Genomic DNA, 24,490 nt, shown 5'->3' on the forward strand with positions numbered 1-24,490 from the left:
ACAGGCTCACTGCCCCCGCGCATCGCCGTCCACACCCGGTGGCCCGGATCGCTCCGGGCCACTCGTGTACCGGCCGGGCCGCGCACGCTCGCGCCGCTCGCGTCAACCGTTCTCGACGCGCTCTCGGATCTGTTCCGGGGTCAAGTACGCGTTCGTGTGCTCGAAGTCCCGCAGCTTCGCGGACGTACGGGACAGCAGACCGGTGCCCACGAAGTCATGGCCGGCAACCGTGTTCAGCGCCCAGTTGGTCGCCACCCGGACCTTCGCCACATTGGTGCGCAGCGCCGACCAGTGGTAGCCGCGGGCGACGACCTGGGCGGGCAGGCCGCGCAGCTCGACGCCGAGCGGCTTGGACACGGCGTCGGAGCCGCCGAGGTCGACGACGAGTCCCAGATCCTTGTGGACGTACGGCGTCATCGGCTGTCCGCGCAGAGAGGCGATGACGTTGTCGGCGACGTGCTTGCCCTGGCGCATCGCGTGCTGAGCGGTCGGTGGGCAGATGGCGCCCTCCGTGTCCTTGGCCTCGTCCGGTACGGCGGCGGCGTCGCCGAGCGCGAAGACGCCGTCGTGGCCGGGCAGGGACATCTCCGAGCTGACCGCGAGCCGCCCCTTGACCGTCTCGGCGCCCAGGGTGGCCATGAGCGGGCTCGCCGCGACTCCGGCGGTCCAGATCAGCGTATGGGTCGGAACGACCCGGCCGTCGGTGAAGGTGACCTCGTCCGGGCCTGCCTTCTCGATGGAGACGCCCAGCGAGATGTCGATGCCCCGCCTGCGCAGGATCTCCTGGGCGCTGCGGCCGAGCTTGTCGCCCAGTTCGGGCATCAGCTTCGGCGCGATGTCGATCAGATGCCACTTGATCAGCTTCGGGTCGAGCCTCGGGTAGCGCTTGACGGCCTGGTGCGTCAGAAGCTGGAGGCAGGCGGCGGTCTCCGTACCGGCGTAGCCGCCGCCGACGACCACGAACTGAAGGCGCGCCGCCCGCTCTGCCTCGTCCTGGCTGGCGTCGGCGAGGTCGAGCTGTGCGATGACGTGGTCGCGGAGGTACGCGGCCTCGGCGAGCGTCTTCATACCGCGGGCGTGGTCGGTGAGGCCCGGGATGTCGAAGGTGCGCGTGACACTGCCGGGTGCCAGCACGATGTGGTCGTACCGCTCGTTCACGATCTCGCCCGTGATCTTGCGGACGACGCAGACCTTGGCCTTCAGGTCCACACCGATGGCACCGCCGGGGATGATGCGGGTGCGGTACTTGCGGCTGCGGCGCAGGGACACGGCGATCGACTGCGGAGTCAGCACTCCTGAGGCGACCTGTGGGAGCAGGGGCAGATAGAGCTGGTAGGAGAACGGTGTCACGAGCGCCACGTCGGCCTCGTCGGAACCGAGCTTGCGCTCCAGGCGCCGGACGCACCCGACTCCCGCGAAGCCCGCTCCCACCACCAGGATCTTCGGTCGTACCACGATGTCCATCCCTTCACCGGCCGCGCACGTTCTGTCTTCCCACGGTCCCTCTGCCCCGTGAGTCCCTCCTTCGCACGTGCTGATCCTCCGATGAGGCGAGCGAACGCACTCCTCGTGGGAGGACCGTCAGTGCCCGTGCCCCTTGCTCAGGCTCCGCAGCACGGCACGTGCCATGGCCGCCTCGCCCTTGGCGTTGGGGTGGGCCGGGGCCGCGGGCGAGGCCGGTCGCAGCGGTTCGACCCAGCGGACCTCGGGGGCCTTGCACATGTCGTGTCCGATCGTGGGTCCGTACGTGTCAACGTATTCGGCCCCGTTCAACCGCGCCACCACGCGCATCATCAGGTTGAGGCGCTTGCCGGTGTCGCGCAGATAGGGGAAGTCCTTCGCCGCGAACGGCACCGAGGGGTAGCAGCCGCTGCCGTCGTCCGGCAGGAGAGCGGGGTAGCCGACGACGAGCACGCGGGCGTGCGGTGCTTTGGCGTGCACGGCCCGCAGGACGCGGGTGATCTTGGGTGCCGTTTCGAGGATCCTCAGCGTCAGCTGATCGACCCCGGAGGACGTGAAGTGCCGCCGGCACGGGTCGCCCGTGAGGTCCTGCGAGCTCAGCTGGGCGCAGGTGCTGATGATGGAGCTGAACCCGATGTCGTTGCCGCCGATCTGGACGGTCACCAGGTCGGTGTCCCGCTGCAGGGCGTTGAGCTGCGGAGGGTTGGTCCCCTGTGCCTTCCACATCTGCTCGGTCGTGGCACCGCCACAGCTCACGTCCTTGAACGTGGACACTCTTCGCTCCGCGGCGACGAGTGAGGGGTAGTTGTGGTCGGAGCGGGCGCAGTTCGCGTCCACCTGCGTCGGGATCCCAGGCCCCGAGGTGTAGGAGTCCCCGAGCGAGACGTAGTCCGTGCCCCGGCCGTGGCCGCCGCCGTGCGCCGCGACAGGTGCCGCGGACGCGACGACGAGGGCGCAGCCACTGACCGCCGCCCCCATCGCGGTCGCGCGTCGGCGGTTCGTTGCCGTGCTGCCGGACTGGGTGCGACGGTTCTTCAAGATTCCCCCCTGGGTCCAACACCGCGTGCCGGGCCGCCGACGGCGCGCCCTTGCGTGGTGACTGAACTTGTATACCGGCCAGTTCGCCCTCAGGACAGAGGCGCGTCAGGACAGAGGGACGTAGGACGGAGGAGGAACGGGTTCGCGCCGTGGATGCGCTTCGGCGTGACCGCGGGGCCGCCGACTCCGGGGGGGGAGCCGGCGGCGGCTGAGTCGGCGGCGGCAGCTGTCAGACGCCGAACTCCGTGGGTGACAGACCGACAGCGGCGCAGGCGTCACGAATGGCGAACTGCTCGGACTGGTCGAAGTGCCCGTCGGCACCCGCGACCACGATGCCCGTCTGGATGACCGCGCGGGCCTCAACCGGCTTCTTGGCGGCCTTGGCGATCTCCCGCAGCGCTTCGGCCTTGCCCACCTCGAAGTTGGCGATGAGCTGGTCCAGGTGCTTGTTGAAACGCTGGCGAAGCTGGTCCGCCGGGAAGTTCTGCAGAACCTCGTTGGAGACGATCAGCTCCTCGACCCGCTGCCTCTCCGCCTGCTCCACATGTCCGTCGGCCGCGGCCACGAGCGCGCACATGGCCATGCTCGCGTCCCGGTACGCGCCGCTCTTGAGCTCGGTCTTGACCGACGCGAGCTGGGACTTGAGCAGTCCGACCAGCTGGGCCTTGGAGCCACCGGAGGACGAACCGGATCCGTGGCCACCACGCTGGCCCTGCCCGTACGGAGCCTGGCCCTGCCCATAGGGAGCCTGCCCCTGTCCCCCCGATCCCCTGCCGCTCTGGGACTGCTGGAGGTTCTTGGCCTGGTCCTTGAGCCGGTCCCACATCGCCACTACTGCCACCTCGGCTTCTGTTGCCTGTCCGGTACTGATCATCGGTCGCGCTGGTTCACGCCCCGCGACAAGTGAACGCTCTTCGCAGCCACCAAGGTTCCCGAATGGCAAAGGCAACGTAAAACAATCCTGGTCTGCGGCCTCTTTCACGGGCCACGCAGGACCGTGATGTGATGGCTTCGTGAGTCGTGCCGCAGAGGAGAGCAACCGTCGCATGCTTCGGGCACGGGATGCGATGGACCGTGGCTACGCGCGGCCGCTGGACGTCCCGGCCCTGGCCCGGATCGCGCATGTGTCCCAGGCGCACTTCACCCGCACCTTCAGGGCCACGTTCGGCGAGACACCGCACCGCTATCTGCAGCGCCGCCGGGTCGAGCGGGCGATGTTCCTGTTGCGGGAGACCGACCGCAGCGTGACGGACATCTGCTACCAGGTGGGCTTCGGCAGCCCGGGAACCTTCAGTCGCACGTTCCGCGACATCGTCGGCCGGTCGCCGAGGGCATACCGCCGCGAGGCGGTGACCGCGGCCGTACCGACATGTTTCGCCATGGCGTGGATGCGTCCGAGCGACTGACCGTCCGCACGGCCCATGCCATCCCGCCGGCTGAGCAGTTTTGGATAAGTTTTCGTCCGGTCGGCTCGATAGCGTGATGCACATGTTCACCGCTATCACGCACTCGCAGATCTACGTCCTCGACCAGGACGAGGCCCTCGACTTCTACGTGGGCAAGCTCGACCTGGAGGTCAACACCGACGTGTCCCTGGGCTTCATGCGCTGGCTGACCGTCAACGTCCCCGGTCACCCCGACCGCCAGATCCTGCTGGAGAAGCCAGGCCCTCCGGCGCTCTCCGAGGAGACGGCGCAGCAGGTGCGGGAGCTGTTGACCAAGGGAGCGATGGGCGGCCACCTCATCTTCACCACCGACGACTGCCGCAAGACGTACGAGAAGCTGCTGGCCAGGGGCGTCGAGTTCACCGAGGAGCCCACCGAGCGTCCGTACGGAATCGACTGCGGGCTCCGCGACCCCTTCGGAAACAGCATCCGCTTCACCCAGCCGAAGGCGTAGGACTCCTGACAGCTGTATCGGCGCCCGGCCGATGGCCGGACGCCGATGGCCGGACGCCGATACCCGTCACGTCACGCCGGTGACGTCACAGCCCGGCCGAGATGCCGGGCGAAGAACCGGACCGCGCTGTCGGCCTCGAACCGGGGCAATTCCTTGTGCGCGCCCGCGTTGGCATGCAACGTCTTCTCCTTGGGGGCGAAGGCGTCGAACAGCGCGAGGCCGGACTCGCGTGGGATGTGCTCGTCGTCCCACTGGAGCGCGTACTCGATCGGTACGGTGATCCGCCGCGCGTACTCGGCCAGCGCGTCGGGCCAGTGGAGGCCGAAGGCCGCGGCGGTGATCCTGGGTTCGACCGCGGTCAGCGGTACCCCGATCGCGGTGCCCATGTTCAGACCGAAGTAGCCGACCGGCCCGTCGGTTCCGATCTCGGGCAGTTCCTGGAGGGCGTCCAGGGTCGCCCGCCACTCCGGTACGGCACGGTCCGCCAGGTGGGAGTTGTACCGGACGACGATCGGGCCGACCGGTTCGCCCGCCGCCATGGCCTGCTGCATGGCGGCGATCTCCCGCTCGTCGTGAGCAGTGCGCGGTCGGCCGCCGTGACCGGGCGCGTCGATGGCGACGACGTGGAAACCGCAGCCGGCGACGAGGAGTTGCGCGCGGCCCGTCATCGCGGGCGCCTTCTTGTGCGTGCCGCCGCCGTGACCCAGCAGCACCAGGGGCGCGCGATCGGAGCCGGAGGCCGACGACCAGAGAACGCCGGGGATCTCACCTACGGTGAAGTCTCGTTCGCGGAGACCGTTCGACGATGTCTCCGCGGTGAAGTGCACAGAATACATGGGGTGTTGCCTTTCGGGAGTGCCTTGTCGAGGCGCTCCCGGCGACACCTATGTCAATCGCCCGGCCGTGAACGGGAGGGGGAGCACCCACATGGATACGGCGTTCATGGGTCTCACCTCCTCGCTCGATGTCACGATCGACTGCAAGCTAGCAGTCCGGGCGTCGTCCCGCCCAACCCTTTTCCTGACCCTGGGCCACCTCGCCGTCAGGCCGTCGCCTGGGCCATGTTGCCGGAGCCGCGCAGCACCGGATCGCCCCGCAGCCGCAGGAAGGCGAGGCCGAGGGCGACGGCCTGGAGTACGCCGCACACCAGAATTGCGTGCTGGAGCGCCGACAACGGTGTCAGAGCAACCACAATTCCCGCGACCGGGAAGGGCAGCAGCAGGAGCAGGATGGTCAGAGAGAGGGTGCTTCCGAAGGCGGCCGGGGGTATGAGGAGTGAGCGCAGTGTGCGCAGTACGACGGTCAGGCCGCCGTCGGCTGCCATGAAGAGCGCCATGACCAGGACGTACGAGACGTAGGTGGGCGCCTGGGCCAGCGCGAGGCAGGCGGCGGACGCGACGGTGGAGCAGACCACACCGACTCCCCACAGGCCCAGCCGGTTGAGCGCGATTCGGCAGGCCGCGACGGCGAGGAGGGTGGAGGCCGCTGCCGCCGACCAGAGGGTGCCCACGGCTGCCGAGGTGAGCCCGAAGCGCTCGATCACGATGATCGGGCTGGCGGCCTGCAACAGCCCGAGGGCGAGGTTGGAGACGACCAGCCCGGCCACGAGCCAGCTCAGTACGGGCAGCGAACTCAGCGTGCGCCACCCGGTTTTGAGCCCTGCCTGCCGTCGCACACCGTTCTTCGCCGAGCCGCGCAGTGGCGTCGGCGGGGTTTGCAGGGCGAGACAGGCTGCGAGGACGGAGAGCACCCCGAGGACGGCGAGCATGTGGCTCGGCCCGGCGAGCAGGAGCACACCTCCCAGCGCGGGCCCGGTGAGGGTGGCGGTCTGGTCGATGCCGATCAGCACTGCCTGCACCTTGTGCGCCTGGCCCGCCGTTCGCCGGCTGACTATCGCGCCCACGGCCTCGTTGGCGATGAAACTGAACTGTGTCAGGGCACCTGTTCCGGCGGCCAGCGCCATCACGGTGACCGTCTCGGCCGTCCCGCTCGGAAGCATGAACAGGGCGACGCCTCCCGCCGCCACGAGCAGCGCCCGTGCCAGGGAGGCCAGGAAGAACACGATCGCGGCCCCACGCCGGTCGACCAGGTCGCCCGCCAGGCCGAAGGCCGCCACTCGCGGAAGCCATTCCAGCGCGAAGGCGAGACCTGTCAGAGAGGCCGACTTGGTCGTTGCCAGCACCAGCAGCGGCATGGCGTAGGTGCACATGGAGAAAGCCAGCGCGTCGAAGGCTCTGGGTGCGTATACCCGGCGGAGCAGGCTGCCCTGGGGAATGGCTGCGTGCCGACCGGCCGGTAGGCCCTCATAAATCGAGATGGTCACGGAGTGGGGTGCTTTCAGTCAGCGGTGGCATGACAAAGGGGGAGGGGTGGACCTGACGGCCCTTTACATGAAGGACCCGGTCGATGGTTCTTGGCCTGAAGCCGGAAAGTATGTGCCGAAGCCGTTCCTACAAGGCCGTGTCCGGCACTCGGGGAGCTTCCGTCGTCGGCCGTGTCGAGCGGGAAGCGCTGCACTCGATCAGCAGGGCATCAGGCGTTGTTCGTACGCGATACGCGGCCGTCGCACCGCCGTCCGCGCACCGTCGGCGCGGGCCCTTGAACGGCTGCGTGGCCTCGTCGGACATGCCTCAGGGATTCCCGCGACCGTGCACCGAAGGGATGCCGGTTGCCCCACGCGTGCCGCTCCGCTCGGCGGCGGGCATGGCTGTGACGGGGACGCTGTCCGTCCACGCCAGGGTGCGAGCTCTTGGGCACGCGGACTCCACTCGAGTGGGGGCAAGAGGGAAATCAGGCCTGCGGTTCGAAGCGGCACGCCCGACAGTTGTGAAGTGACCTTGCCATAAGCCTTGTTGCGCAATCAACCACGGATTGCGCACGAGTTTTCCGCGTCATGTCCGCACCGGCGCCCGGCCACAGGTGTCGACTCCACTGGCGAGATGGACAGTTCGGGTCGTCCCGGACCGACCGGTCAGCATGGCGTACGAGGGCCTGGGAGCCATTCGGGGCCGGGCAGGCCCTCGTACGCACCGGTTCCTCGACGTTCTACGCGTAGAACGGCCCCGGGTACGCCCACGTCGTCGTACCGAAGATCTCGGGGTCGTCGATCGAGACCCGCACGTTGCTGACCTTGAGTCCGTACTCGGTCGGGGTCATGCCGGCCGGGCAGTCGACGTCCACGATCGGGGTGAAGTTGACGAACCAGTTGGGCCCGTATTCGCCGTCGGGATAGTCCCGGAACCGCTGGACGAGGTTGGCGGCGCCGCCCTCGACATAGACCGGGGACAGGCGGCGCTGGTCCTGGTGCACGACAAAGGCGGTGGAGTGGTCGAAACTGCCGTCAGGACGCAGACAGCCGAAGGTACGGTCGGTGTCGGCATACGCGTCGAAGTAGCCGGTTCCGGCCAGTTCCGCCTTGTAGCCGGGCTGCTCGCGAACGTTGTGCAACACCGTCCCGAGCTTGAAGCCGCCACAGCCGGAGGACGGGTCGAACTGCCGGAAGTACAGCTGGCAGGTGTTCGGTTCGTTGTACGCGGCGTCCGGGTCCGGGGTGTAGGGCTGGGGCACGACCGCCCCGTAGAACTTCATCGTCATGGAGACGCCGCCCGGCGTGGGCGCCGGGATGTCGACGACGGTGCCGGCCTGTGCGGCGTTCGGTCCGGTCAGGACGAGTCCTGTGGCCGCCTCCGGCTCGCCCACTCTACGAGCAGGCGTCCCGCGTCCGCCGACCGCCGACGTAACCGGGATGCCGATGCCGGATTCTGACCCGCCGGACGAGAGCGACGCGTTGGCGGCGTAGCTGTGGTGGCCCCTGTCCAAGGGGCCACCACGGCGGTCACGGTCGCGCGGATTCCGACACCTTGATGGCCCCGACCGGGCAGGCCCGGGCCGCTTCCCGGAGCATCGGGTCGTCGCTGTCCTCCTGTCCGGGCAGGAGGGTGCTGAAGCCGTCGTCGTCCTGGGTGAAGACGGCCGGGGCGGACATCGCGCACTGGCCGGCGCCGATGCATACGTCCGTGTCGATGTCGATGTGCATGAGGAGACCCCCTACCAGGCCACGGGGAGATCCAGCATTCCCTGGATCGTGTCGCCCGGTTTGAAGCGAGCCTCGTCCGGCGCCACATCGAGCCGCAGCCCGGGCACCCGCTCGAACAGGGAACGCAGGGCGATCTCCATTTCGGCACGGGCGAGGTTCTGGCCGAGACACTGGTGGATGCCGAAGCCGAACGCCACGTGATGGCGGGTGGGGCGGTGCCAGTCGAGGGTGTCCGGTTCCGCGTAGGCCTCCCCGTCGCGGTTGATGACGGACGTCGCGAAGACCACGCCCTCACCGGCGCGGATCGTCGTCCCGGCCACCTCGATGTCCTCCGTGGCCTGCCGCAGCAGCCCGTCCGCGATGGACAGCATCCGCATCAACTCGTCGACGGCGGCTGGCCACAGCGACGGGTCGGCCCGCAGCTCCGCCAGCCGATCGGGGTGCTGCAGCAGGGTGTACGTGCCCAGCGAGATCATGTTGGCGGTCGTCTCGTGGCCGGCCACCAGCAAGATCGTGGCCAGCGCGATCGCCTCCTGCCGGTCCACCGCGCCCTCGCTCAACTGCTCGTGGACCAGGGCGTCGAGTACACCGTCACCGGCCGACGACTCGGACTTGCGGTCGATCAACGCACCGAGATAGCCGTCGAGCTGGTCGCGCGCGTCCCGCACCTCGTCCACGTCCCGGCCGCGCAGCAGCCGACGGGACTGCTCCTCGAAGAACTCGTGATCGGCGTACGGGACACCGAGCAGTTCGCAGATCACCGTCGAGGGGACGGGCAGCGCGAAGGCGTTCACCAACTCGGCGGGCGGGCCCTGCGCGAGCATCGCGTCGAGGCATTCGTCGACGATCCGCTGGATGGCCGGCCTCAACGCGGCGGCGCGCTTGAGCGTGAAACTCGGGACCAGCATCCGCCGCTGGGCGTGGTGTTCGGGGTCGTCGACGTTCAGCAGGGCGGCCCGACGGTCGCGGAACGCCACGATGCGCGGCGAGGTGGCCGGATAGCCGGGGCGCATGCGGTCGGACGACAGGCGGGAGTCGGCGAGCAGGCTGCGGGCCAGGTCACGGCCGGTGACCAGCCAGGTGGTCCGGCCGTCGTAGAGGGTCACGCGGGCGAGGGGGCGGGCGGTGCGCAGAGGGTCGTAGCCCGTGGGTGGCTGGAAGGGACAGGTTCGGTCCTGCGGGAAGGCGACGGGGGCCGAGAGCGGCTTCACGTCTGCCGTATCCGTCATGTCTGTCATCGAAGACCTCGCGGACGAAGGGTGCGTCGTACCGATCTTCATTAGATGCCGCGGGCATCTAATGAGGCGACACCGACTTCGGCCAGATCCGCGAAGGGGACAATCTGGCCGGAATTGACCGCTCCGGTGTGCGAGTCCGGCCGGTCCGTCGAACGTGGCACCCCCTCCCCACGGAGGCCCGCCGCTTGGGCGGCACAGATTCACCACAGCCTCGACAGAGTGATTGACGCGCACCGAACAGCGCTCTACCTTCTGATCGACTTTCCGAACCTCGTTCGAAATCTCGCCCAACTTGCTTGCCCGGCTGCGCACTTCACGTCCCCGCTCCCCCGCCCCGCGCGCAGCCTCTCACCCGCCCCCGTGCGCCGCCTGGAGACCACGATGAGCGAAAGACCCCAGCCGTCCCGCCGGCTCTTCCTCGGCATGGCCGCCGCCACTCCCCTGGCCATGTCCGGCGTACTGACCCTCGGTGCCGGCACCGCCCACGCGGCCGACTCGGCCTATGTGATGTGCTACTTCACCGAGTCGACCAGCCTGGGCGCGGGCACCGACTACGGCCTTCACCTCGCCGTCAGCACCGACTCGCTCAACTGGACGCCGCTGAACCAGAACAACCCCGTGGTCGCCCCCACCGCGGGCGCCCTCGGTCTGCGCGACCCGTTCCTCATGCGCAAGCAGGACGGCACCTTCGTCGTCATCGCCACCGACCTCAAGGGCACGGACTGGAGCTACAACAGCCAGTACATCCATGTCTGGGACTCCGCCGACCTGCGCACCTTCACCGGCTACCGCCGCCTCAAGCTCCACGACATGACCACCCACAGCTGGGCCCCCGAGGCGTTCTGGGACGCCGGGCGGAGTCAGTACGCTGTCATCTACTCCTCGGTGAACTCCAGCGGCCACAACGTGATCATGGTGAACTACACCAGCGACTTCGTCACCGCCTCGGCCCCGCAGGTCTTCTTCGACCCCGGCTACGACGTCATCGACGGCAACATGGCCGTCGGCGTCAACGGGGTCAACTACCTCTTCTTCAAGAAGAACCAGACACTGGTGGCGGCAAGGTCCGGCTCTCTCAACCCCGGCAGCTTCACCGAATTCAGCGCGGGCGTCGCACACGGCGGCACCGAGGCCCCGACCGTGTTCAAGTCGCTGACATCCAACACATGGTTCCTCTGGGGAGACACGTACACCCCGAACGGCGTCTTCTACGCCTGGCAGTCCACCAACCTGGCCTCGGGCACCTGGACCGCACTCGACCAGAAGACCTACACCCAGCCGGTCAACTCCAAGCACTGCGGCATCGCGACGATCACCACGGCCGAGTACAACAACCTGCTCACCAAGTGGGGCGCGCCGACCTGGAACCGGCTCAAGTCGTACAACTTCCCGGACCGTTACGTGCGCCACGCCAACTACGCGGCCCGCATCGACACCTACCCCTTCGACCTGTACACCGACTCGCAGTGGAAGCTCGTTCCGGGGCTGGCCGACAGTTCCGGGGTGTCCTTCCAGTCGGTCAACTACCCCACCCGCTATCTGCGGCACTACAACTACCAGCTCCAACTCGACGTCAACGACGGGACGTCGACGTACGCGGGCGACGCGACCTTCTACCGCACGGCGGGCCTCGCGGACAGCACCTGGTCGTCCTTCCGCTCGTACAACAACCCAACCCGCCATATCCGCCACGCCAACTACGTGCTGCGCATCGACCCGATCTCGACGTCCACCGAACAGCGGGACGCGACGTTCCGCGTCGGCTACTGACGGGACCATGTCCCCTGTTGTCTCCTGGGATACTCTGCACAGGTCCCGGTGCACTCGGCCCTCTTGGCCGGCTCTAGGGTGTGCATCGCGTAAGCCCCCCTATCGCCCGGAGGTGCCATCCTGTGCCCCTGCAGATGAAGTTGAGCGCGGTCACACTCGACTGCCCTGATCCACTGGCCCTGGCTGCCTTCTATCAGCAGGCCACCGGTCTCGAACCCCACCCGATATCCGACGCCGACTTCGCTGCTCTCACCTGCGAGAACGGGCTCTCCATCGGCTTTCAACGGGTCGACGACTACCGGGCTCCGCGCTGGCCCGACCAGACGGTTCCCCAGCAGTTTCACCTCGACTTCGCCGTCGACGACCTGGACGAGGCCGAGGCCCGGCTGCTGGAACTGGGCGCGGGCAAACCAGATCACCAGCCGAACGAGGACAGATGGCGGGTCCTGACCGACCCGGCCGGCCATCCCTTCTGCATGATCAGAGGCTGATCCCTTCCAGCCCTTCTAGCGCCGCGCATTGGCTTGTTCTGGGATCAGTGGTGACGCGACCGACCACACTAGGGTCGACGTCATGGCAGTCAATGACGATGCCCTTCTGACGGAACAGATGGCCTACTACCGAGCACGCGCGCCCGAGTACGACCGGGTCTATGCCGAGCGTGAGGATCTGCGCGAGCTGCTGACTGTGGTGGACGACCTTCCGATTGCCGGGGACGTGCTGGAGCTGGCCTGCGGAACAGGGCAGTGGACCGGGGCGTTGGCCGCGCGGGCACACTCGGTCACCGCTGTCGACGCGTCACCGGAGGTGCTGGGCATCGCCCGAGCACGGACAGCGTCCGCCGACGTCCGGTTCGAGCGTGTCGACGTGTTCAACTGGCAGCCGCCGCGCCGGTACGACACCGTGTTCTTCGCCTTCTGGCTCTCCCATGTCCCGCCGTCCCGGCTCAGTGGCTTCTGGAACACCGTGGCCGCCGCACTCGCACCGCACGGCAGGGCCGTCTTCATCGACGAAGGCCCTGCCGCAGCTGCTCGTGAGGACGTGGCCGGGGAAGTGCGTCGACTCGAAGACGGCAGCGAGTACCGCATCGTGAAGGTCTTCCACGACCCGGAGCAACTCACCGGCGAACTCACCGAGTTGGGGTGGTCCGCCGACATCCGGACACGGGAGGAGTTCTTCGTCGGCATCGCAGAACCACGGTCCGCCACCTTCGCCTAGCCACGTTTCGGCTCCGGCCCAGTCCATGGGCTCTGGCCCAGTCCATGGGCTCCGGCCCAGTCCATGATCCGCCGGACGGGACCTGGCTGTGAGGCCCTCGAAAACCAGTGGAGCAGCGACGCTGTGCGCCACTACCGTGCTGCCGAATCGAGTCGTCTGGGCAAGGACGTGCCGTTGTACACCGTGTGAGACCCCCCGAGTGCTGAATCGTCGCGCGTCGCGCATCTGCGCCGCGCTCCTTTTTGCTGCGGACCTCTCACTGAAACTGGTGTACTTCTGTGCTCGAAGACTGGGTGGTCATGCCCACCTGCCTACCGCTGGTCCTCCGCCGTTGCCACGCGTGCGCGTCCGAGCGCTTCCGGGCGAACGGCAGGTTTCGCGTCAACGCCAACCACAAGCTCATCGACGTCTGGCTCCTCGCGCTCTGTACCGCCTGCGGGGAAACGACGAAGCTGACGGTCCTGGAGCGGATGAACGTGCGCTCCGTACGAGCTGGGTTGCTGGACCGGCTCCACGACAACGACCCTGTGCTGGCCGCCGAGTTGCTCCAGGATCCGGTCGTACGGCGTCGTAATCGCATCTCCCTCGACTGGGACAACGCCTGGCGTCTCGACACCGGCGGACCGGATCACCTGGACCGCGGGGCCGCGAACCGCGTAGGCGATACAAGCGACGCCATCGACGTCTCGGTCTGCTTCGCGGCACGCATCCCGGTCCGGCCGGTGCGGCTGATCGCCGAAGGCTTCGGTCTTTCGCGGGCCGAGGTCGAGAGACTGATCATGGAAGGGAGCCTCGTTTCGGCAGTCCGGCTGAGCGGCAAGCTCTCCGGCGACTTCACCTTCACGCTCAAGCGCTGAGCCCTGCCCGGGTGCGGCATGCCGGCCGGGTGACCTCCGGCTCCGTCGATGCGAGCAGCCCCCCAACGGATCGAGGCCCGGCGTCGCGGGTGGCCGCGACCTGGACCTCGACGCCGACGAGCCGGCCCGCATCGACCGAGCCGGCTCGCATCGACGCCACGGTCAGGTCGTGAGACGTTCGCTGACCTTCCAGAGGCGGGCGGCCGCCTCCGGGTCCACGGCGCGGGGCAGTACGCCCGGGATGTCCCCGCCGGCCCAGGCGGCCTCGTTCTCCGGGGTCACCAGCGGGCTGATGTCGACGTTCTCGCAGTAGACCCCGCCGAGACCGTCGAGCTGCGGGCTGGTCGCACACCAGACACTCGTGGCCGCGCCCTGCTGCACGGTCTTCATCTGGCGCTCGGGGTCACGGACGGGCCGGCCCTCACTGTCCAGGGCGCCCGCGGCCTGGAGGGCCGCCGGGTCGAGGTGCTTGACCAGGCCGGTGTCGATGATGAGCCCCGGGTGTACGGCGAACGCCCGGATGCCCTGTGCCAGTCCGCGCCGGTCCACCTCGACGGCGAACAGGGCGTTGGCCGTCTTCGACTGGCCGTAGGCCAGGAACGGCTCGTAGCTCCGGTGCTCGAAGTGCAGGTCGTCGAAGTCGACGCCGGCGAAGCGGATGCCCCGCGACGACAGCACCACGACCCGTGCGCCTTTCGCCGCGACCAGCGCGGGCCACAGCCGGGTGGTCAACTGGAAGTGCCCCAGGTGGTTGGTGGCGAACTGCCCCTCGTATCCGCGCGCGTCCCGCGCCAGCGGGGTCGCCATGATCCCGGCACTGTTGACCAGAAGGTGCAGCGGACGCCCGGACGCCAGGAACCTCTCCGCGAAGGTGTCGATGGACGCCGGGTCCAGCAGGTCCAGGTGCTCGACCTCGGCTCCGGGCACATCCTTGAGCGCCGTCCGGGCCCGCTCCACGTCCCGCGCCGGTACGACGACCTCGGCACCCGCGGCACGCAGGACGCGGGCCGTCTCCATTCCGATGCCCGAGTAGCCGCCGGTCACGATCGCGACCTTGCCGGTCAGGTCGATCCCCTTGATCACCTCCTCGGCGGTCGACGTGGCGCCGAAGCCGGAACCCAGGGGGTGCTGTGTGGTGGTCATGTCTGGTCTCTCCTCAAGGCTCGGGACGAGCTGTCCAGACCACCGTAGGTCGACTGATCCGTACGATGAATGCTTGAGAATCCGCATTACTTGCGTGATAGTTCGAGTATGACCGTAGACCCGTTGTCCGACGCCCTGGCCGTCGCCGACGCCCGCAGCGTGTTCTCCGGTGGCTTCACGGCCGGCGGGGACTGGGCCATCGAGCTGCGCGGACGCCACCGCCTGAAGGTGAAAGCCGTGCTGCGCGGCAGCTGTCTGCTGGTCCGCGAGGCGGGCGGTGAGCCCCTGCGGCTCACCGAGGGGGACGTGGTGGTCTCCGACGGTGACCAGCCGTACGTGCTGTGCAATCGGCCGGGTGTCGAGCCGGTCTCCCCCGACGACGTGGTCATGGACCCGGCGACCCGGATGGCCCGGCTCGGCCAGGGCGAGGCGGTGGACGTCTCCTGCGTGTCCGGGCACATCGATCTGAGCCGGGACCGCGGAGACCTGCTGCGCCGGGCGCTGCCGGAGCTGGTCCACGTACGGGCCGACTCGCCCGAGGCAGGCGTACTGCGGTGGCTCATCGGGCAGTTGGTGGCGGAGATGAGGGCCGGCCGGGCCGGTGCCGAGTTCGTCTCGGCCCAGCTCGCGCAGCTGATGTTCGTGCAGGTGCTGCGGATCTGCCTGACCGACTCGGAAGGGCTGCCACCCGGCTGGCTGCGCGCCCTGGCCGACGAACGGCTCGCCCCGGCCCTGCGCCTGATGCACGGCGACCCGGCCCACCCCTGGCAGCTGGAGGAACTCGCCCGGGCGGCGTCGATGTCCCGCACCACGTTCGCCGTACGTTTCAAGGAGGCGGCCGGGGTACCGCCCCTGACCTACCTGCTGAACTGGCGCATGAGCCTGGCCGCCCGAGCCCTGAGGCAGGACACCGCCCCGGTCGCGACACTCGCCCGCTCCGTCGGCTATACCTCCGAAAGCGCCTTCAGCAACGCCTTCAAGCGATCGGTGGGCGTGGCGCCGCGGGTCTACCGGGTGGAGGCCACTGCCGGGACTCGTCCGAGCGACAGCTGATCCCGTCAGCGACCTCAGTCAGGATGCCGCATCCGCAGTGATGCCGGTCGGGATCAGTAGGGATGCCGGTCGGGCTTGTGCGACCAGGATTCGTAGGCCTGGGCGCCGAGTTCGGGGTGGATTTGCTCTACGTGGATGCGGCGCTCGTCGAGGGGCTTCTGGAAGTCCTCGTACTGGAAGGCGTCGTCGAAGCCGATTTCGCGGGTGGCCTTCAGATCGCAGCTGTAGTAGACGTTGTCGATCCGCGACCAGTAGATGGCGCTCATGCACATCGGGCAGGGGGCGCCGCTGATGTAGATCGAGCAGCCCTTGAGCATCCGGGCCCGCTCCGGTACCGGGTCGGGGGACCCTTCGGGGCGCGGTACATATTCGAGGGTGCTCTCGTTCTGGTGTTCCGGCGATATCGAGGGAGCCTCGGGATTCAGACGTTGCACGGCCTTGCGGATGGTCTCCACTTCGGCGTGGGCGGTGGGGTCGCCGGTGAGCAGAACGCGGTTCTGACCCCGGGCCACGATTTCGTCGTCCCGGGTGATCACGGCACCGAACGGACCGCCCCAGTTCTTGTCGACGGATTCGGTCGCCAACCGTACCGCTTCGGTCAGAAACTCCCTGTGACTCATGTCGGACCTCCGCTCGGCATCACCGAGGAAACTGCCCCGTTTGTCCGGTAACTCCCCTTGGAATTAGACTACTCCGTATGGGTGTCAGTGCAATCCGTGCCCCGACCGGCGACGGTGCGACCGTTGTGACCTCCCAGAAGGTGCGGGAAGGCCGCGCCGACGACTATGAGCGATGGCAGGAGCGGACCAACCGGGCCGTGCGCGCATTCGACGGATTCGAGGGGACGGAAATTTATCCCCCGGGCGCCGGCGAAGAGCGGGAATGGGTGGTGGTCTTTCGTTTCTCCCGTATCGACCTGCTGACCGCCTGGATGGAGTCCGGCGAGCGCCAGGAACTGCTTGCCCAGGGACGTCCGTTGTTCGACGGGACGCCGACCCAGGAGGTCCTGGTCGGCGGCACGCCACCTCTCCGGGACGAGGAAGCCGTCACGGCGGTCATCTCCCACGCTGTGCGGCCCGGCCGCGAAGAGGACTTCATGCGGTGGCAGGACAAGGCCCTCAAGGCCCAGGAGAAGTACCCGGGTTTCATGGGGACCGAGTTGTTCAAGCCGGTCGAGGGGATCCAGGACAACTGGGTCGTCGTATTCAGATTCGACACCCGCGAACACCTCGACGAGTGGCTCGTGTCCGGCGCCCGCGAAAAGCTCCTCGAAGAGGGCCGGGAGTACTTCTCCTCCTACGACGTACGCAAGGTGGAGTCGGCGTTCAGCGGTTGGTTCCGCTTCGGGGAAGGCGCGGACGAGGCGGTACCGCCCAACTGGAAACAGGCCATGACCGTGGTGCTGGCGCTGTATCCCACCGTGATGGTCCTGAATCTGACGGTCGGTTTCGAACTGGACGAGCTAGGACTGCCCGGCTACATAGGCCTGTTCATCGGAAACATACTGAGCGTCTCCATTCTGACCTGGCTGCTGATGCCCTTGGTGAACCGGGTTCTCTCCTTCTGGCTGGTGCCCAGCCGGGCGCGTTCCGTACGAATCCATGTGGCGGGGGCAGCCCTCGTGATGCTGTGCTGGGGGCTGTGCATCCTGATTTTCGGGCTGACCACGGACTGACCACCGGCTGACCACCGACCGACCACCGACTGAGGAGCGCATCATGAGCGGAGTTGGCGGAGTTGGCGAAGTCGGCGAAGTGATCGAAGGGGAGATCGTCCGGCGGGGCGACGCCGCCTACGACAGCACCTGGTCGGCCATGCTGTGGAACGGTCTCAAGCCGGAGCGCTTTCCGGACCTCATCGTCCGGGTCGCCTCGGATCACGATGTCCGGGCGGCCATCCGGCTGGCCCGCTCCGAAGGTCTCCGGGTAGCCGTTCGCTCCCATGGGCACAGCTGGTGCGGCTCCCCGCTGCGTGACGGCGGCATGCTCATCGACCTCTCCGCGCTCAACGCCTGCGAGATCGATCCGGCCGCGCGCACCGCGGCCGTGCAACCCGCGCTCACCGGCCGCGAGTTCGTCGCCGCGCTGGCCCCGCACGGCCTCGCCTTCCCGGCCGGACACTGCGGGCCCGTCGCCCTGAGCGGCTACCTCCTCAGCGGCGGCCTCGGCTGGAACTCCGGCCTTCACGGTCCGGCTGCCGCCAGCGTGGACGCGGTCGAGGTGGTCACCGCTGACGGCGACGCCCTCACCTGCAGCCGAAGCGAGAACCCCGACCTCTTCTGGGCCGCGCGCGGCGCGGGACCCGGCTTCTTCGCGGTCGCCACCCGCTTCCACGTGACACTGCACGACCTTCCGGCGGCGGTCGCCGAGACCACGTACACCTTTCCCCTGACCGAGGTCGAAAGGGTCACCCGCTGGGCCACCGAAGCAGCCCAGCGCCTCCCGGCGAACGTCGAGGCGTCCTTCATGCTCTCGACCGCCTCCCCGGAGATCGCGGCGAATTCGCCGAGGCCCAAGGTGATCAGCTTCACCGGTACCGCCTTCGGTCGCACGCGCGACGAGGCCGTCCGCTGCCTGGACCCACTGCGGGCCTGCCCGTTCGCCGAACGCGCTCTGTTCCAACAGACGGATGAGCCGAGGACCTTCGAGGACCTGTACGGCACGTCCTCCGGCTTCTGGCCCCAAGAGCACCGCAACGCGGTGGACACCCTGTGGTCGGACACCGAGTACGAGACCCTGCTGCCGGTCCTCGCCGCCGCGCTCGCGAAGGCCCCCTCCGAGCAGTCGCTCGTCCTCGCTCCCCTGTGGCCCGCCTCCAGGGACCGCTCCCTCTCCGACGGCATGGCCTTCTCGGTCCTGGGCGAGACCTATGTCGCCCCCTTCGCGATCTGGGACGACCCGGCGGCGGACAGCGCCAACACCCGCTGGGTCCGGGACACCATGCGTGCCGTCGAGCCGTACGGGACCGGCCACTACGTCGCCGAGGCCGACCTCACCGCCGATGCCTCCCGCGCTCGGAGGTCGTACGCCCCGGAGGACTGGGAGCGGCTACAGGCCCTCAAGGCGACGTACGACCCCGCGAACGTCTTCCACACCTACCTCACGCCGTAAGCGCCCACGCTCAGGGCTGTGGACGGCCGACGGCCTGCTGGTAGCGGAACAGAGCGGTCGGGTCGAACCGGCGCTTGACGTCGACCAGGCGGTCGTAGTTGGCGCCGTAGTAGGCGTGCCGCCAGTGGCGCAGGTCCGGGTCGGGGAAGTTGACGTAGGCGGCGTCGGTGTTCAGGTGACGGCGCAGCATGTGGTGGGCGGCTCGGGTCTGTTCCAGCAGGCCGCGTACCTCGGCGGGCGGGGCGCCCGGCTTCCAGTGGGTGCCGATGTCGATGACGAAGGCGGCTTCCCGGTGGGGGTAGGCCGTTTCGTCCGGTCGTCGTGTCGCGGTGTCGCCGCCCATGGCGAACAGGGTCACATAGCCGGTGCTGCGGCCCGGTCCCGGGCTCCAGTCTCGGGTCCAGTCGGCGATGGCCGCCACGGTGTCAGGGCCGGGCCACTGGTTGGGGACGAGCGACTTCGAGGCGTAGGCCTCTTTCGGGCCGGGGGTCTCCATCAGGAAGTCCTGCGCGGACCAGAAGCCGCGTTCCTCGATGACCGCCGGAGCGGGGCGCAGGCGCAGCAGGGGTGCGAACCGGCGGAGCAGTCCGTCCTCGTCGCCGAGTCGCTGCCCGAGCAGCGCGAGGGTGGCCGTGCCGTCGCCGGCGTGCTTGAAGCCGATGCGTACGTCGAAGTCGTTGTCGCGGTCGGTGTCGAGGATGTCCCGCAGCTCCTCCAGCACATCGACGGCCGCGTGCAGGGGGTACGTGAGGTGGAAGACGGTGGCGCGCAGCCTGCCCACGGGTACGGCGGCGAAGGTGAACGCGGTGTTGATGCCGAAGTTGCCGCCCGCTCCGCCGCGGCAGGCCCAGAACAGGTCCGGGTTCTCGTCCTCGGCCGCGCGGACGAGGCTGCCGTCGGCCAGTACGAGACGGGTCTCCGTGAGCCGGTCGCAAGTCAGGCCCCACTTGCGGTCGTTGAAGCCCAGGCCGCCGCCTAGGGTCAGGCCCGCCACGCCCACCTCGGGGCAACGGCCGCCGGGGAAGTACAGGTTCGCGGCGCGGGCGGCGTACACGTCGGAGTTGGTGGCGCCCCCGCCCAGCCGCAGCTCATTCCCTCGCGGCACGACCTGATGCATCGCACGCAGGCTGATCACCAGGCCCGGGGTGGTGGAATAGCCGGCGTAGTTGTGACCGCCGGAGCGCGGAGCGAGCGGCACTCCGTGTTTCGCGCACCACCGCACGGCCGTCTGTACGTCGCTCTCCGTCGCGCAGGCAAGCACCCCGGCCGGACGCACGTACGCGTAACGCTGGTTGTCGGCCGTCGCACGGGCCGCGTACTCCGGCTGCCCCGGTCGGTACAGCCGGGCGGCCGGGCTCAGGCTCCCGGCCAGCTCACGCCACGCGCCGCGCTCCGCACCCCCGACGAGGGAGGTCCGACGGGCGGAGGCGAGGGCCGAGCCGCTTCCGCCGCCCAGCGCGATCGCGGCCCCGACGGCCGCGACGGCCCCTCCGGTACGCAGGACATCTCGTCGGCCAGTCTGCACAGGTACGCCCCTTCGCCACTTGGTGTCCGGATGCCGGAGGCGCGGGAGCGCACGCACTTTCGCGCAGGATCCCTGGCCCAGGCAGGGCTCACGATGGAGAAGGACGGGGTGGGGAAAGGGTTCTGACACCCCGGGACAGGCAAGCTTCATGCGAACGGGCCACGCAAGGTCAAGGCCCGCCCCCTGGGAGCGGTCCGTACGCGGGCCTGTGTGTGCCCCGTGACGGTCAGGCGTCCTCCGGGCGTTCGCCAGGTTCCCACGCCGCGGGGCCGGCTCCCGCGGCTATGCGGCGGTAGGCGGCGCGGGCATGGGCCAGGCGGGCGACCGCTGTGCCGATGAGGGCCGCGGCGAGCAGGCAGCTGAGCCAGAACGTGTCACGGTGTCCGGCCCAGCTGAGGGTTCCCAGGGGCGGGATGGCGAAGGCGTTGAGGAACAGCCAGCACAGCGCGGCCGTTCCGGGGGCCGCGGTGAAGCGGGAGCGCCCGCCCAGCAGGGCGGCCAGCAGGGACAGCGCCGCCAGCGCGAGCGCGGGCCGGTCGGGGCCGACGAGGGTGTTGAGGATTGCCACCAGCAACAGGGCACCGCCGAAAGCGGCAGCCCACACCAGCGGGGTCGCGACCGGCCGAGGGACGGGCCTTGCCCCGGCGCTGAGAAACACCCACTCGATCACGTTGACGGTTCCTTCCGGTCCTCCCGGGCACCGACGGAGAGATACACCGACCGTCCCTTGGCCGTAGCGCGCGGCCCCAGGAGGGGGATTCTCCCACTCACTCCTCGAAGGCACTCCCGTTGGCCGATTCCGGCCGCTCTCCGGGGACCAGGGCCTTCGAAACCGGTCTCACACAGGCAGCGGGCGAGTCCCCCTTGGCCATCAGCACGTTGTCGTCGTTGTCGTAGTACGCCGGCTCGGACGGGCTCCTCGACGGGGTGCCGGTCGTGGCCGGGGTCGACACGGTCGGTGGGGCCGACGATCCACGCGCGTCGTCGTCGCCGTCCGAGCAACCGGCCGCCCACACCAGTACACCCAGTAAGGCGGCAGCTCGTATGACACGCCCGTATCGCATCTCAAGGCCCCTCTGCCTCAGCGTTGCGGCCGGCATGGGACGTCGGCACCGGTCGCACAAGCCCCCGCATCTCACCCGGGAACCAGTCAACTCCCCTTGTGCGTAGGTACATTGAGACCGCTGATTCCTTGAGCGAGTGGGGTGGGGATGCGCGACACCGTCTTGGACGGCCGGTACACGCTCACGGAGCGGATCGGTGCGGGCGGTATGGGTGTGGTGTGGCGGGCCAGGGACGCGCGGCTCGAACGCCCGGTCGCCGTCAAGCTGTTGAGCCTGCCGCCGGGCACGGCCGGCGCCGAGCGGGAGCGGCTGCTCGCCATGTTCGGGCGGGAGGCGCGGGCCGCCGCCGCACTGGACAGCTCGTACATCGTGCCGGTCTTCGACCACGGGGCGGACGGCGAAGTCCCCTACCTGGTCATGCCGTTGCTCTCGGGCCGTACCGTGGGCGAGTTGCTGGCCGGGGGGCCACTGCCGCCGGAGCGGGTCGCGGAGCTCGCGGCACAGGTCTGCCGGGCCCTGGCGACCGCGCACCGGGCCGGCATCGTGCACCGCGACATCAAACCGGCGAACGTGATGCTCACGGACGAGGGCACGGTGAAGGTGCTCGACTTCGGCATCGCCAAGTTCCTCGACGCGGCGACCGGCGGCCGGCTCACCGCGACCACCGACTCCCCCATCGGCACCCTCCCCTACATGGCGCCCGAGCGCTTCACGCGCGGCGCGGACGACGGCCGTACGGACGTGTACGCGCTGGGCTGCACGGTGTACGAGATGCTCACCGGCGCACCGCCCTTCGACTCGACGTCGGCGCCCGCGCTGATGCACAGCCATGTGTACGAGACACCGGAGATGCCGTCGGCACGGCGTCCGGGGCTCGCCCCCGAGTGGGACGAGCTGGTGGGGCGGATGCTGGCGAAGCCGGTCGAGGAGAGGCCGACGGCGGAGGAGGCACGCGAGGCATTCGAGAGACTGGCCCTGCCCGCGCCGCGGGTCCCCTCCTCCGCCCAATTATCGGACCACACCCCGCCTTTGGGGCAGGACCCCGCCTCCACCGCACCGGGGGGCCCGGACCACGTCTCGTCCGAGCCGCAGCACTCCGCATCCGACTCGGCCCCGCAGCAACTCGCCGCGGGCGCCACAACCATCAGCCCCGACCCCACCTCGTACCTGCTCGCGCCGCCGCTCCCGAAGCAGCCGCCCGCTCCCCCGGCCGCTCGACTGCGCGGGCGGCGCGGGCTGCGCGTCACGTGGATCGCGGCCTCCGCGGTCGTCACGGCGCTCGTGGTCGTGCTCTCGGTCGTCCAGCCCTTCGGCGGCGACGACGGCGACAAGGGAAGCGGGAGGAGCGGTCCCGGCGGAGCGAAGGCAGGCGCCGGCACTGTGGCCCCGGTGGCGAAGACCCAGACCCTCACGCTCGGCTCCGACGCCGACGCCAAGGGGCCCGCCCCGGCGGTGCGGGGCGCCACCAAGGGCGGCAAGGTGACGGTCCTCGAACCGGGCGGTATCACCACTCTCGACCCGGGCAACATGTGGTCCGGGGCCGACCGGTTGATCTCCCGCCTCGTCTACCGCAGCCTGACCGCCCTCGAAACCCTGCCCAACGGTTCCGTCCGACTCGTCGGGGACCTCGCCGAGGACACCGGCCGGCCATCGCTGGGCGGCCGCGACTGGACGTTCACCCTCAAACCGGGCCTCACCTACAACGACGGATCGCCTGTACGCGCCCAGGACTTCGCGTTCGCGGTCAGGCGCACCCTCGACCCCGACAATTTCCCGATGGGCGACCGCACCCTGCGCACCTTCCTGTTCGGTCCCGAGGACGCGGACGGCATCGGCGGCGAGCACGCGATGCCGCCGGGCGTCATCGAGACCCCGGACGACCGCACGATCGTCTTCCACCTCGACGGCGCCCACCCCGACTTCAACGTCGTCCTGGCGGGCCCGAACGGCGCGCCCATGCCAGAGCGGGTCGCCGACATCTCCGGCACCTCCACACTCCTGCCGTCGACAGGGCCGTACCAGGTCGACTCCTTCACCGGCGCCAGGAACCTCACTCTCACCCGCAACCCGAAGTGGCGCGCGGACACGGACCCTGTGCGCACCGCATACCCCGACCGCTATCAGATCACCGGCTCGCTCACGCTCGACGAGATCAAGACCCGGATCCGCGCGGCCGGTTCGAAGTCGGCCGTGATGACGTTCTCCGGCTCGCTGGACAAGGACGGGCTGGGTACGGCGGACGGCTCCACCGACAGCGGCACGGTCCGGGTGACGTCACCGGCCCCCCATGTCCTCGCGTACTCGATCGACACCAAGCGTGTACCGAAGCTGAAGGTCCGTCAGGCCATCGCCACCGCGTATCCGGCAGCGGACGTCCTGGCCGCGAGCGGCGAGGACGGCGTCGCCACGCACCACCTCATGCCGCCTGGCATCCCCGGTTCGCGCGACTTCGACCTGTACGGGGCCGGGGCACACGGTGATCCCGACAAGGCCCGCGCTCTGCTCACAGAGGCAGGCGAGACGGACTTCCCGCTCACCCTCGCCTATGCGACGGCAGCCGACGAAGCACGGGCAGAAGTCGTGAAGAAGGCCCTGGACAAGGCCGGATTCCGTGTGACGCTGAAGAACGTCGACGTCTCCGACCTCTACGAGAACGTGGGCGACGGCGCCTACGATCTGGCCCGACTGCCGATGAACATCAGCGGCCTCCCGTTGGCATCGGCGTTCCTGCCGGACTCCTTCGACGGCCGCTACACCTACCCGACCACCTCCAACTTCTCCCGGCTCAACAGCAGCGCGGTCAACGACGCGATCGACCTGGCCAACGCCACCGCCGACGTGGCGGCAGCAGGCGAGAAGTGGTCCACCGTCGACCGCCGGGTGATGGAGCAGGCGGCAGCCATTCCGGTGTACGTGCCTGTGCGCACGTTCCTCTACAGCTCCAGGCTGAAGGGGGTCCAGGTGGACCTGGACGGGCTGTCACCGCTCAACGCGTATGTGACCGAGTGACGGCCGTCGCGCGCCGAGGATCCTCTGCCGGGCGACCCAGTGCATGGGTGGCATTCCTGTCTCGCGCAC

23 protein-coding genes are annotated in these 24,490 nt (G+C 69.1%); 10 read left to right on the plus strand and 13 right to left on the minus strand.

Annotated elements, in window-relative coordinates; translation table 11 throughout:
- Positions 1-102: 102 nt before the first annotated feature.
- From ACIBEI_RS07255 to ACIBEI_RS07265, 3 genes are all read right to left on the minus strand, one after another.
- The gene (locus tag ACIBEI_RS07255) at positions 103-1,464 is read right to left on the minus strand and encodes an NAD(P)/FAD-dependent oxidoreductase (protein ID WP_398885942.1); all 1,362 of its coding nucleotides are present in this window, start codon (positions 1,462-1,464) and stop codon (positions 103-105) included.
- Between the two features lie 117 nt (positions 1,465-1,581).
- Positions 1,582-2,439, minus strand: coding sequence for an SGNH/GDSL hydrolase family protein (locus tag ACIBEI_RS07260; protein ID WP_398886333.1), 858 nt, complete (start codon positions 2,437-2,439; stop codon positions 1,582-1,584).
- A 289-nt stretch (positions 2,440-2,728) separates the two neighbouring features.
- Positions 2,729-3,331 (minus strand): tellurite resistance TerB family protein, encoded by a 603-nt coding sequence (locus ACIBEI_RS07265; RefSeq protein WP_398886335.1) that lies wholly within the window; start codon positions 3,329-3,331, stop codon positions 2,729-2,731.
- A 181-nt stretch (positions 3,332-3,512) separates the two neighbouring features.
- Between ACIBEI_RS07265 and ACIBEI_RS07270 the strand changes: the two genes are divergently transcribed.
- Both ACIBEI_RS07270 and ACIBEI_RS07275 read left to right on the plus strand, forming a co-directional pair.
- The gene (locus tag ACIBEI_RS07270; RefSeq protein WP_398885944.1) at positions 3,513-3,905 is read left to right on the plus strand and encodes a helix-turn-helix domain-containing protein; all 393 of its coding nucleotides are present in this window, start codon (positions 3,513-3,515) and stop codon (positions 3,903-3,905) included.
- Between the two features lie 82 nt (positions 3,906-3,987).
- A complete protein-coding gene (locus ACIBEI_RS07275; protein WP_307518428.1) occupies positions 3,988-4,398 on the plus strand; it encodes a VOC family protein in 411 nt (136 codons plus the stop codon).
- 71 nt (positions 4,399-4,469) lie between these two features.
- Here the strand turns inward: ACIBEI_RS07275 and ACIBEI_RS07280 are convergent, their stop codons facing one another.
- The 5 genes from ACIBEI_RS07280 to ACIBEI_RS07300 all read right to left on the minus strand — a co-directional run bounded on the left by ACIBEI_RS07280 (position 4,470) and on the right by ACIBEI_RS07300 (position 9,672).
- Positions 4,470-5,234 carry an alpha/beta hydrolase gene (locus tag ACIBEI_RS07280; RefSeq protein WP_398885946.1) on the minus strand — a complete coding sequence of 255 codons (765 nt, stop codon included), beginning with the start codon at positions 5,232-5,234 and terminating at the stop codon, positions 4,470-4,472.
- 206 nt (positions 5,235-5,440) lie between these two features.
- On the minus strand, positions 5,441-6,721 hold the full coding sequence (locus tag ACIBEI_RS07285) for an MFS transporter (protein WP_398885948.1): 1,281 nt from the start codon (positions 6,719-6,721) through the stop codon (positions 5,441-5,443).
- 722 nt (positions 6,722-7,443) lie between these two features.
- Entirely contained in the window at positions 7,444-8,217 is a 774-nt protein-coding gene (locus ACIBEI_RS07290; protein ID WP_398885950.1) for a hypothetical protein, read from the minus strand.
- 16 nt (positions 8,218-8,233) lie between these two features.
- On the minus strand, positions 8,234-8,434 hold the full coding sequence (locus ACIBEI_RS07295) for a ferredoxin (protein WP_398885952.1): 201 nt from the start codon (positions 8,432-8,434) through the stop codon (positions 8,234-8,236).
- 11 nt (positions 8,435-8,445) lie between these two features.
- Entirely contained in the window at positions 8,446-9,672 is a 1,227-nt protein-coding gene (locus ACIBEI_RS07300) for a cytochrome P450 (RefSeq protein WP_398885953.1), read from the minus strand.
- 381 nt (positions 9,673-10,053) lie between these two features.
- Here ACIBEI_RS07300 and ACIBEI_RS07305 point away from each other — a divergent pair, with 381 nt between their 5' ends.
- The 4 genes from ACIBEI_RS07305 to ACIBEI_RS07320 all read left to right on the plus strand — a co-directional run bounded on the left by ACIBEI_RS07305 (position 10,054) and on the right by ACIBEI_RS07320 (position 13,517).
- On the plus strand, positions 10,054-11,442 hold the full coding sequence (locus tag ACIBEI_RS07305) for a glycoside hydrolase family 43 protein (protein WP_398885955.1): 1,389 nt from the start codon (positions 10,054-10,056) through the stop codon (positions 11,440-11,442).
- Between the two features lie 122 nt (positions 11,443-11,564).
- Positions 11,565-11,933, plus strand: a complete 369-nt coding sequence (locus ACIBEI_RS07310; RefSeq protein ID WP_398885957.1) for a VOC family protein — start codon at positions 11,565-11,567, stop codon at positions 11,931-11,933.
- An 82-nt stretch (positions 11,934-12,015) separates the two neighbouring features.
- Positions 12,016-12,660 (plus strand): class I SAM-dependent methyltransferase, encoded by a 645-nt coding sequence (locus tag ACIBEI_RS07315; RefSeq protein WP_398885959.1) that lies wholly within the window; start codon positions 12,016-12,018, stop codon positions 12,658-12,660.
- Positions 12,661-12,959: 299 nt separating this feature from the next.
- The gene (locus ACIBEI_RS07320) at positions 12,960-13,517 is read left to right on the plus strand and encodes a DUF1062 domain-containing protein (RefSeq protein WP_398885961.1); all 558 of its coding nucleotides are present in this window, start codon (positions 12,960-12,962) and stop codon (positions 13,515-13,517) included.
- 162 nt (positions 13,518-13,679) lie between these two features.
- Here the strand turns inward: ACIBEI_RS07320 and ACIBEI_RS07325 are convergent, their stop codons facing one another.
- Positions 13,680-14,660: an oxidoreductase gene (locus ACIBEI_RS07325; protein WP_398885963.1), complete on the minus strand. Its 981-nt coding sequence runs from the start codon at positions 14,658-14,660 to the stop codon at positions 13,680-13,682.
- A gap of 108 nt (positions 14,661-14,768) precedes the next feature.
- On the opposite strand from ACIBEI_RS07325, the gene ACIBEI_RS07330 reads away from it, so the two are divergent.
- The gene (locus ACIBEI_RS07330) at positions 14,769-15,713 is read left to right on the plus strand and encodes an AraC family transcriptional regulator (protein ID WP_398885965.1); all 945 of its coding nucleotides are present in this window, start codon (positions 14,769-14,771) and stop codon (positions 15,711-15,713) included.
- A gap of 53 nt (positions 15,714-15,766) precedes the next feature.
- Here the strand turns inward: ACIBEI_RS07330 and ACIBEI_RS07335 are convergent, their stop codons facing one another.
- On the minus strand, positions 15,767-16,333 hold the full coding sequence (locus ACIBEI_RS07335; RefSeq protein ID WP_398885967.1) for a nucleoside deaminase: 567 nt from the start codon (positions 16,331-16,333) through the stop codon (positions 15,767-15,769).
- Positions 16,334-16,410: 77 nt separating this feature from the next.
- On the opposite strand from ACIBEI_RS07335, the gene ACIBEI_RS07340 reads away from it, so the two are divergent.
- Both ACIBEI_RS07340 and ACIBEI_RS07345 read left to right on the plus strand, forming a co-directional pair.
- Complete coding sequence (locus tag ACIBEI_RS07340) at positions 16,411-17,388, plus strand: antibiotic biosynthesis monooxygenase (protein ID WP_398885969.1); 978 nt, start codon at positions 16,411-16,413, stop codon at positions 17,386-17,388.
- A gap of 43 nt (positions 17,389-17,431) precedes the next feature.
- Complete coding sequence (locus ACIBEI_RS07345; protein ID WP_398885971.1) at positions 17,432-18,823, plus strand: FAD-binding oxidoreductase; 1,392 nt, start codon at positions 17,432-17,434, stop codon at positions 18,821-18,823.
- A gap of 10 nt (positions 18,824-18,833) precedes the next feature.
- Here ACIBEI_RS07345 and ACIBEI_RS07350 read toward each other — a convergent pair whose 3' ends face one another.
- The 3 genes from ACIBEI_RS07350 to ACIBEI_RS07360 all read right to left on the minus strand — a co-directional run bounded on the left by ACIBEI_RS07350 (position 18,834) and on the right by ACIBEI_RS07360 (position 21,412).
- On the minus strand, positions 18,834-20,348 hold the full coding sequence (locus tag ACIBEI_RS07350) for an FAD-binding oxidoreductase (RefSeq protein WP_398885973.1): 1,515 nt from the start codon (positions 20,346-20,348) through the stop codon (positions 18,834-18,836).
- A gap of 226 nt (positions 20,349-20,574) precedes the next feature.
- Positions 20,575-21,018: a hypothetical protein gene (locus ACIBEI_RS07355; protein ID WP_398885975.1), complete on the minus strand. Its 444-nt coding sequence runs from the start codon at positions 21,016-21,018 to the stop codon at positions 20,575-20,577.
- A 97-nt stretch (positions 21,019-21,115) separates the two neighbouring features.
- On the minus strand, positions 21,116-21,412 hold the full coding sequence (locus tag ACIBEI_RS07360) for a hypothetical protein (protein WP_398885977.1): 297 nt from the start codon (positions 21,410-21,412) through the stop codon (positions 21,116-21,118).
- A gap of 147 nt (positions 21,413-21,559) precedes the next feature.
- On the opposite strand from ACIBEI_RS07360, the gene ACIBEI_RS07365 reads away from it, so the two are divergent.
- On the plus strand, positions 21,560-24,421 hold the full coding sequence (locus tag ACIBEI_RS07365) for an ABC transporter substrate-binding protein (protein WP_398885979.1): 2,862 nt from the start codon (positions 21,560-21,562) through the stop codon (positions 24,419-24,421).
- Positions 24,422-24,490: the final 69 nt, after the last annotated feature.

The sequence above is a fragment of the Streptomyces sp. NPDC050988 genome (genome assembly GCF_044456225.1).
GTDB lineage: Bacteria > Actinomycetota > Actinomycetes > Streptomycetales > Streptomycetaceae > Streptomyces.

Excerpts from the sequence above, each read along its gene's own strand:
- ACIBEI_RS07315 (WP_398885959.1), top strand. The coding sequence starts at position 12,016 with ATGGCAGTCAATGACGATGCCCTTCTGACGGAACAGATGGCCTACTAC.
- ACIBEI_RS07335 (WP_398885967.1), bottom strand. The coding sequence starts at position 16,333 with ATGAGTCACAGGGAGTTTCTGACCGAAGCGGTACGGTTGGCGACCGAA.
- ACIBEI_RS07340 (WP_398885969.1), top strand. The coding sequence starts at position 16,411 with ATGGGTGTCAGTGCAATCCGTGCCCCGACCGGCGACGGTGCGACCGTT.
- ACIBEI_RS07330 (WP_398885965.1), top strand. The coding sequence starts at position 14,769 with ATGACCGTAGACCCGTTGTCCGACGCCCTGGCCGTCGCCGACGCCCGC.
- ACIBEI_RS07305 (WP_398885955.1), top strand. The coding sequence starts at position 10,054 with ATGAGCGAAAGACCCCAGCCGTCCCGCCGGCTCTTCCTCGGCATGGCC.
- ACIBEI_RS07295 (WP_398885952.1), bottom strand. The coding sequence starts at position 8,434 with ATGCACATCGACATCGACACGGACGTATGCATCGGCGCCGGCCAGTGC.
- ACIBEI_RS07365 (WP_398885979.1), top strand. The coding sequence starts at position 21,560 with ATGCGCGACACCGTCTTGGACGGCCGGTACACGCTCACGGAGCGGATC.
- ACIBEI_RS07360 (WP_398885977.1), bottom strand. The coding sequence starts at position 21,412 with ATGCGATACGGGCGTGTCATACGAGCTGCCGCCTTACTGGGTGTACTG.
- ACIBEI_RS07280 (WP_398885946.1), bottom strand. The coding sequence starts at position 5,234 with ATGTATTCTGTGCACTTCACCGCGGAGACATCGTCGAACGGTCTCCGC.
- ACIBEI_RS07300 (WP_398885953.1), bottom strand. The coding sequence starts at position 9,672 with ATGACAGACATGACGGATACGGCAGACGTGAAGCCGCTCTCGGCCCCC.
- ACIBEI_RS07320 (WP_398885961.1), top strand. The coding sequence starts at position 12,960 with ATGCCCACCTGCCTACCGCTGGTCCTCCGCCGTTGCCACGCGTGCGCG.
- ACIBEI_RS07255 (WP_398885942.1), bottom strand. The coding sequence starts at position 1,464 with ATGGACATCGTGGTACGACCGAAGATCCTGGTGGTGGGAGCGGGCTTC.
- ACIBEI_RS07325 (WP_398885963.1), bottom strand. The coding sequence starts at position 14,660 with ATGACCACCACACAGCACCCCCTGGGTTCCGGCTTCGGCGCCACGTCG.
- ACIBEI_RS07260 (WP_398886333.1), bottom strand. The coding sequence starts at position 2,439 with ATGGGGGCGGCGGTCAGTGGCTGCGCCCTCGTCGTCGCGTCCGCGGCA.
- ACIBEI_RS07275 (WP_307518428.1), top strand. The coding sequence starts at position 3,988 with ATGTTCACCGCTATCACGCACTCGCAGATCTACGTCCTCGACCAGGAC.
- ACIBEI_RS07345 (WP_398885971.1), top strand. The coding sequence starts at position 17,432 with ATGAGCGGAGTTGGCGGAGTTGGCGAAGTCGGCGAAGTGATCGAAGGG.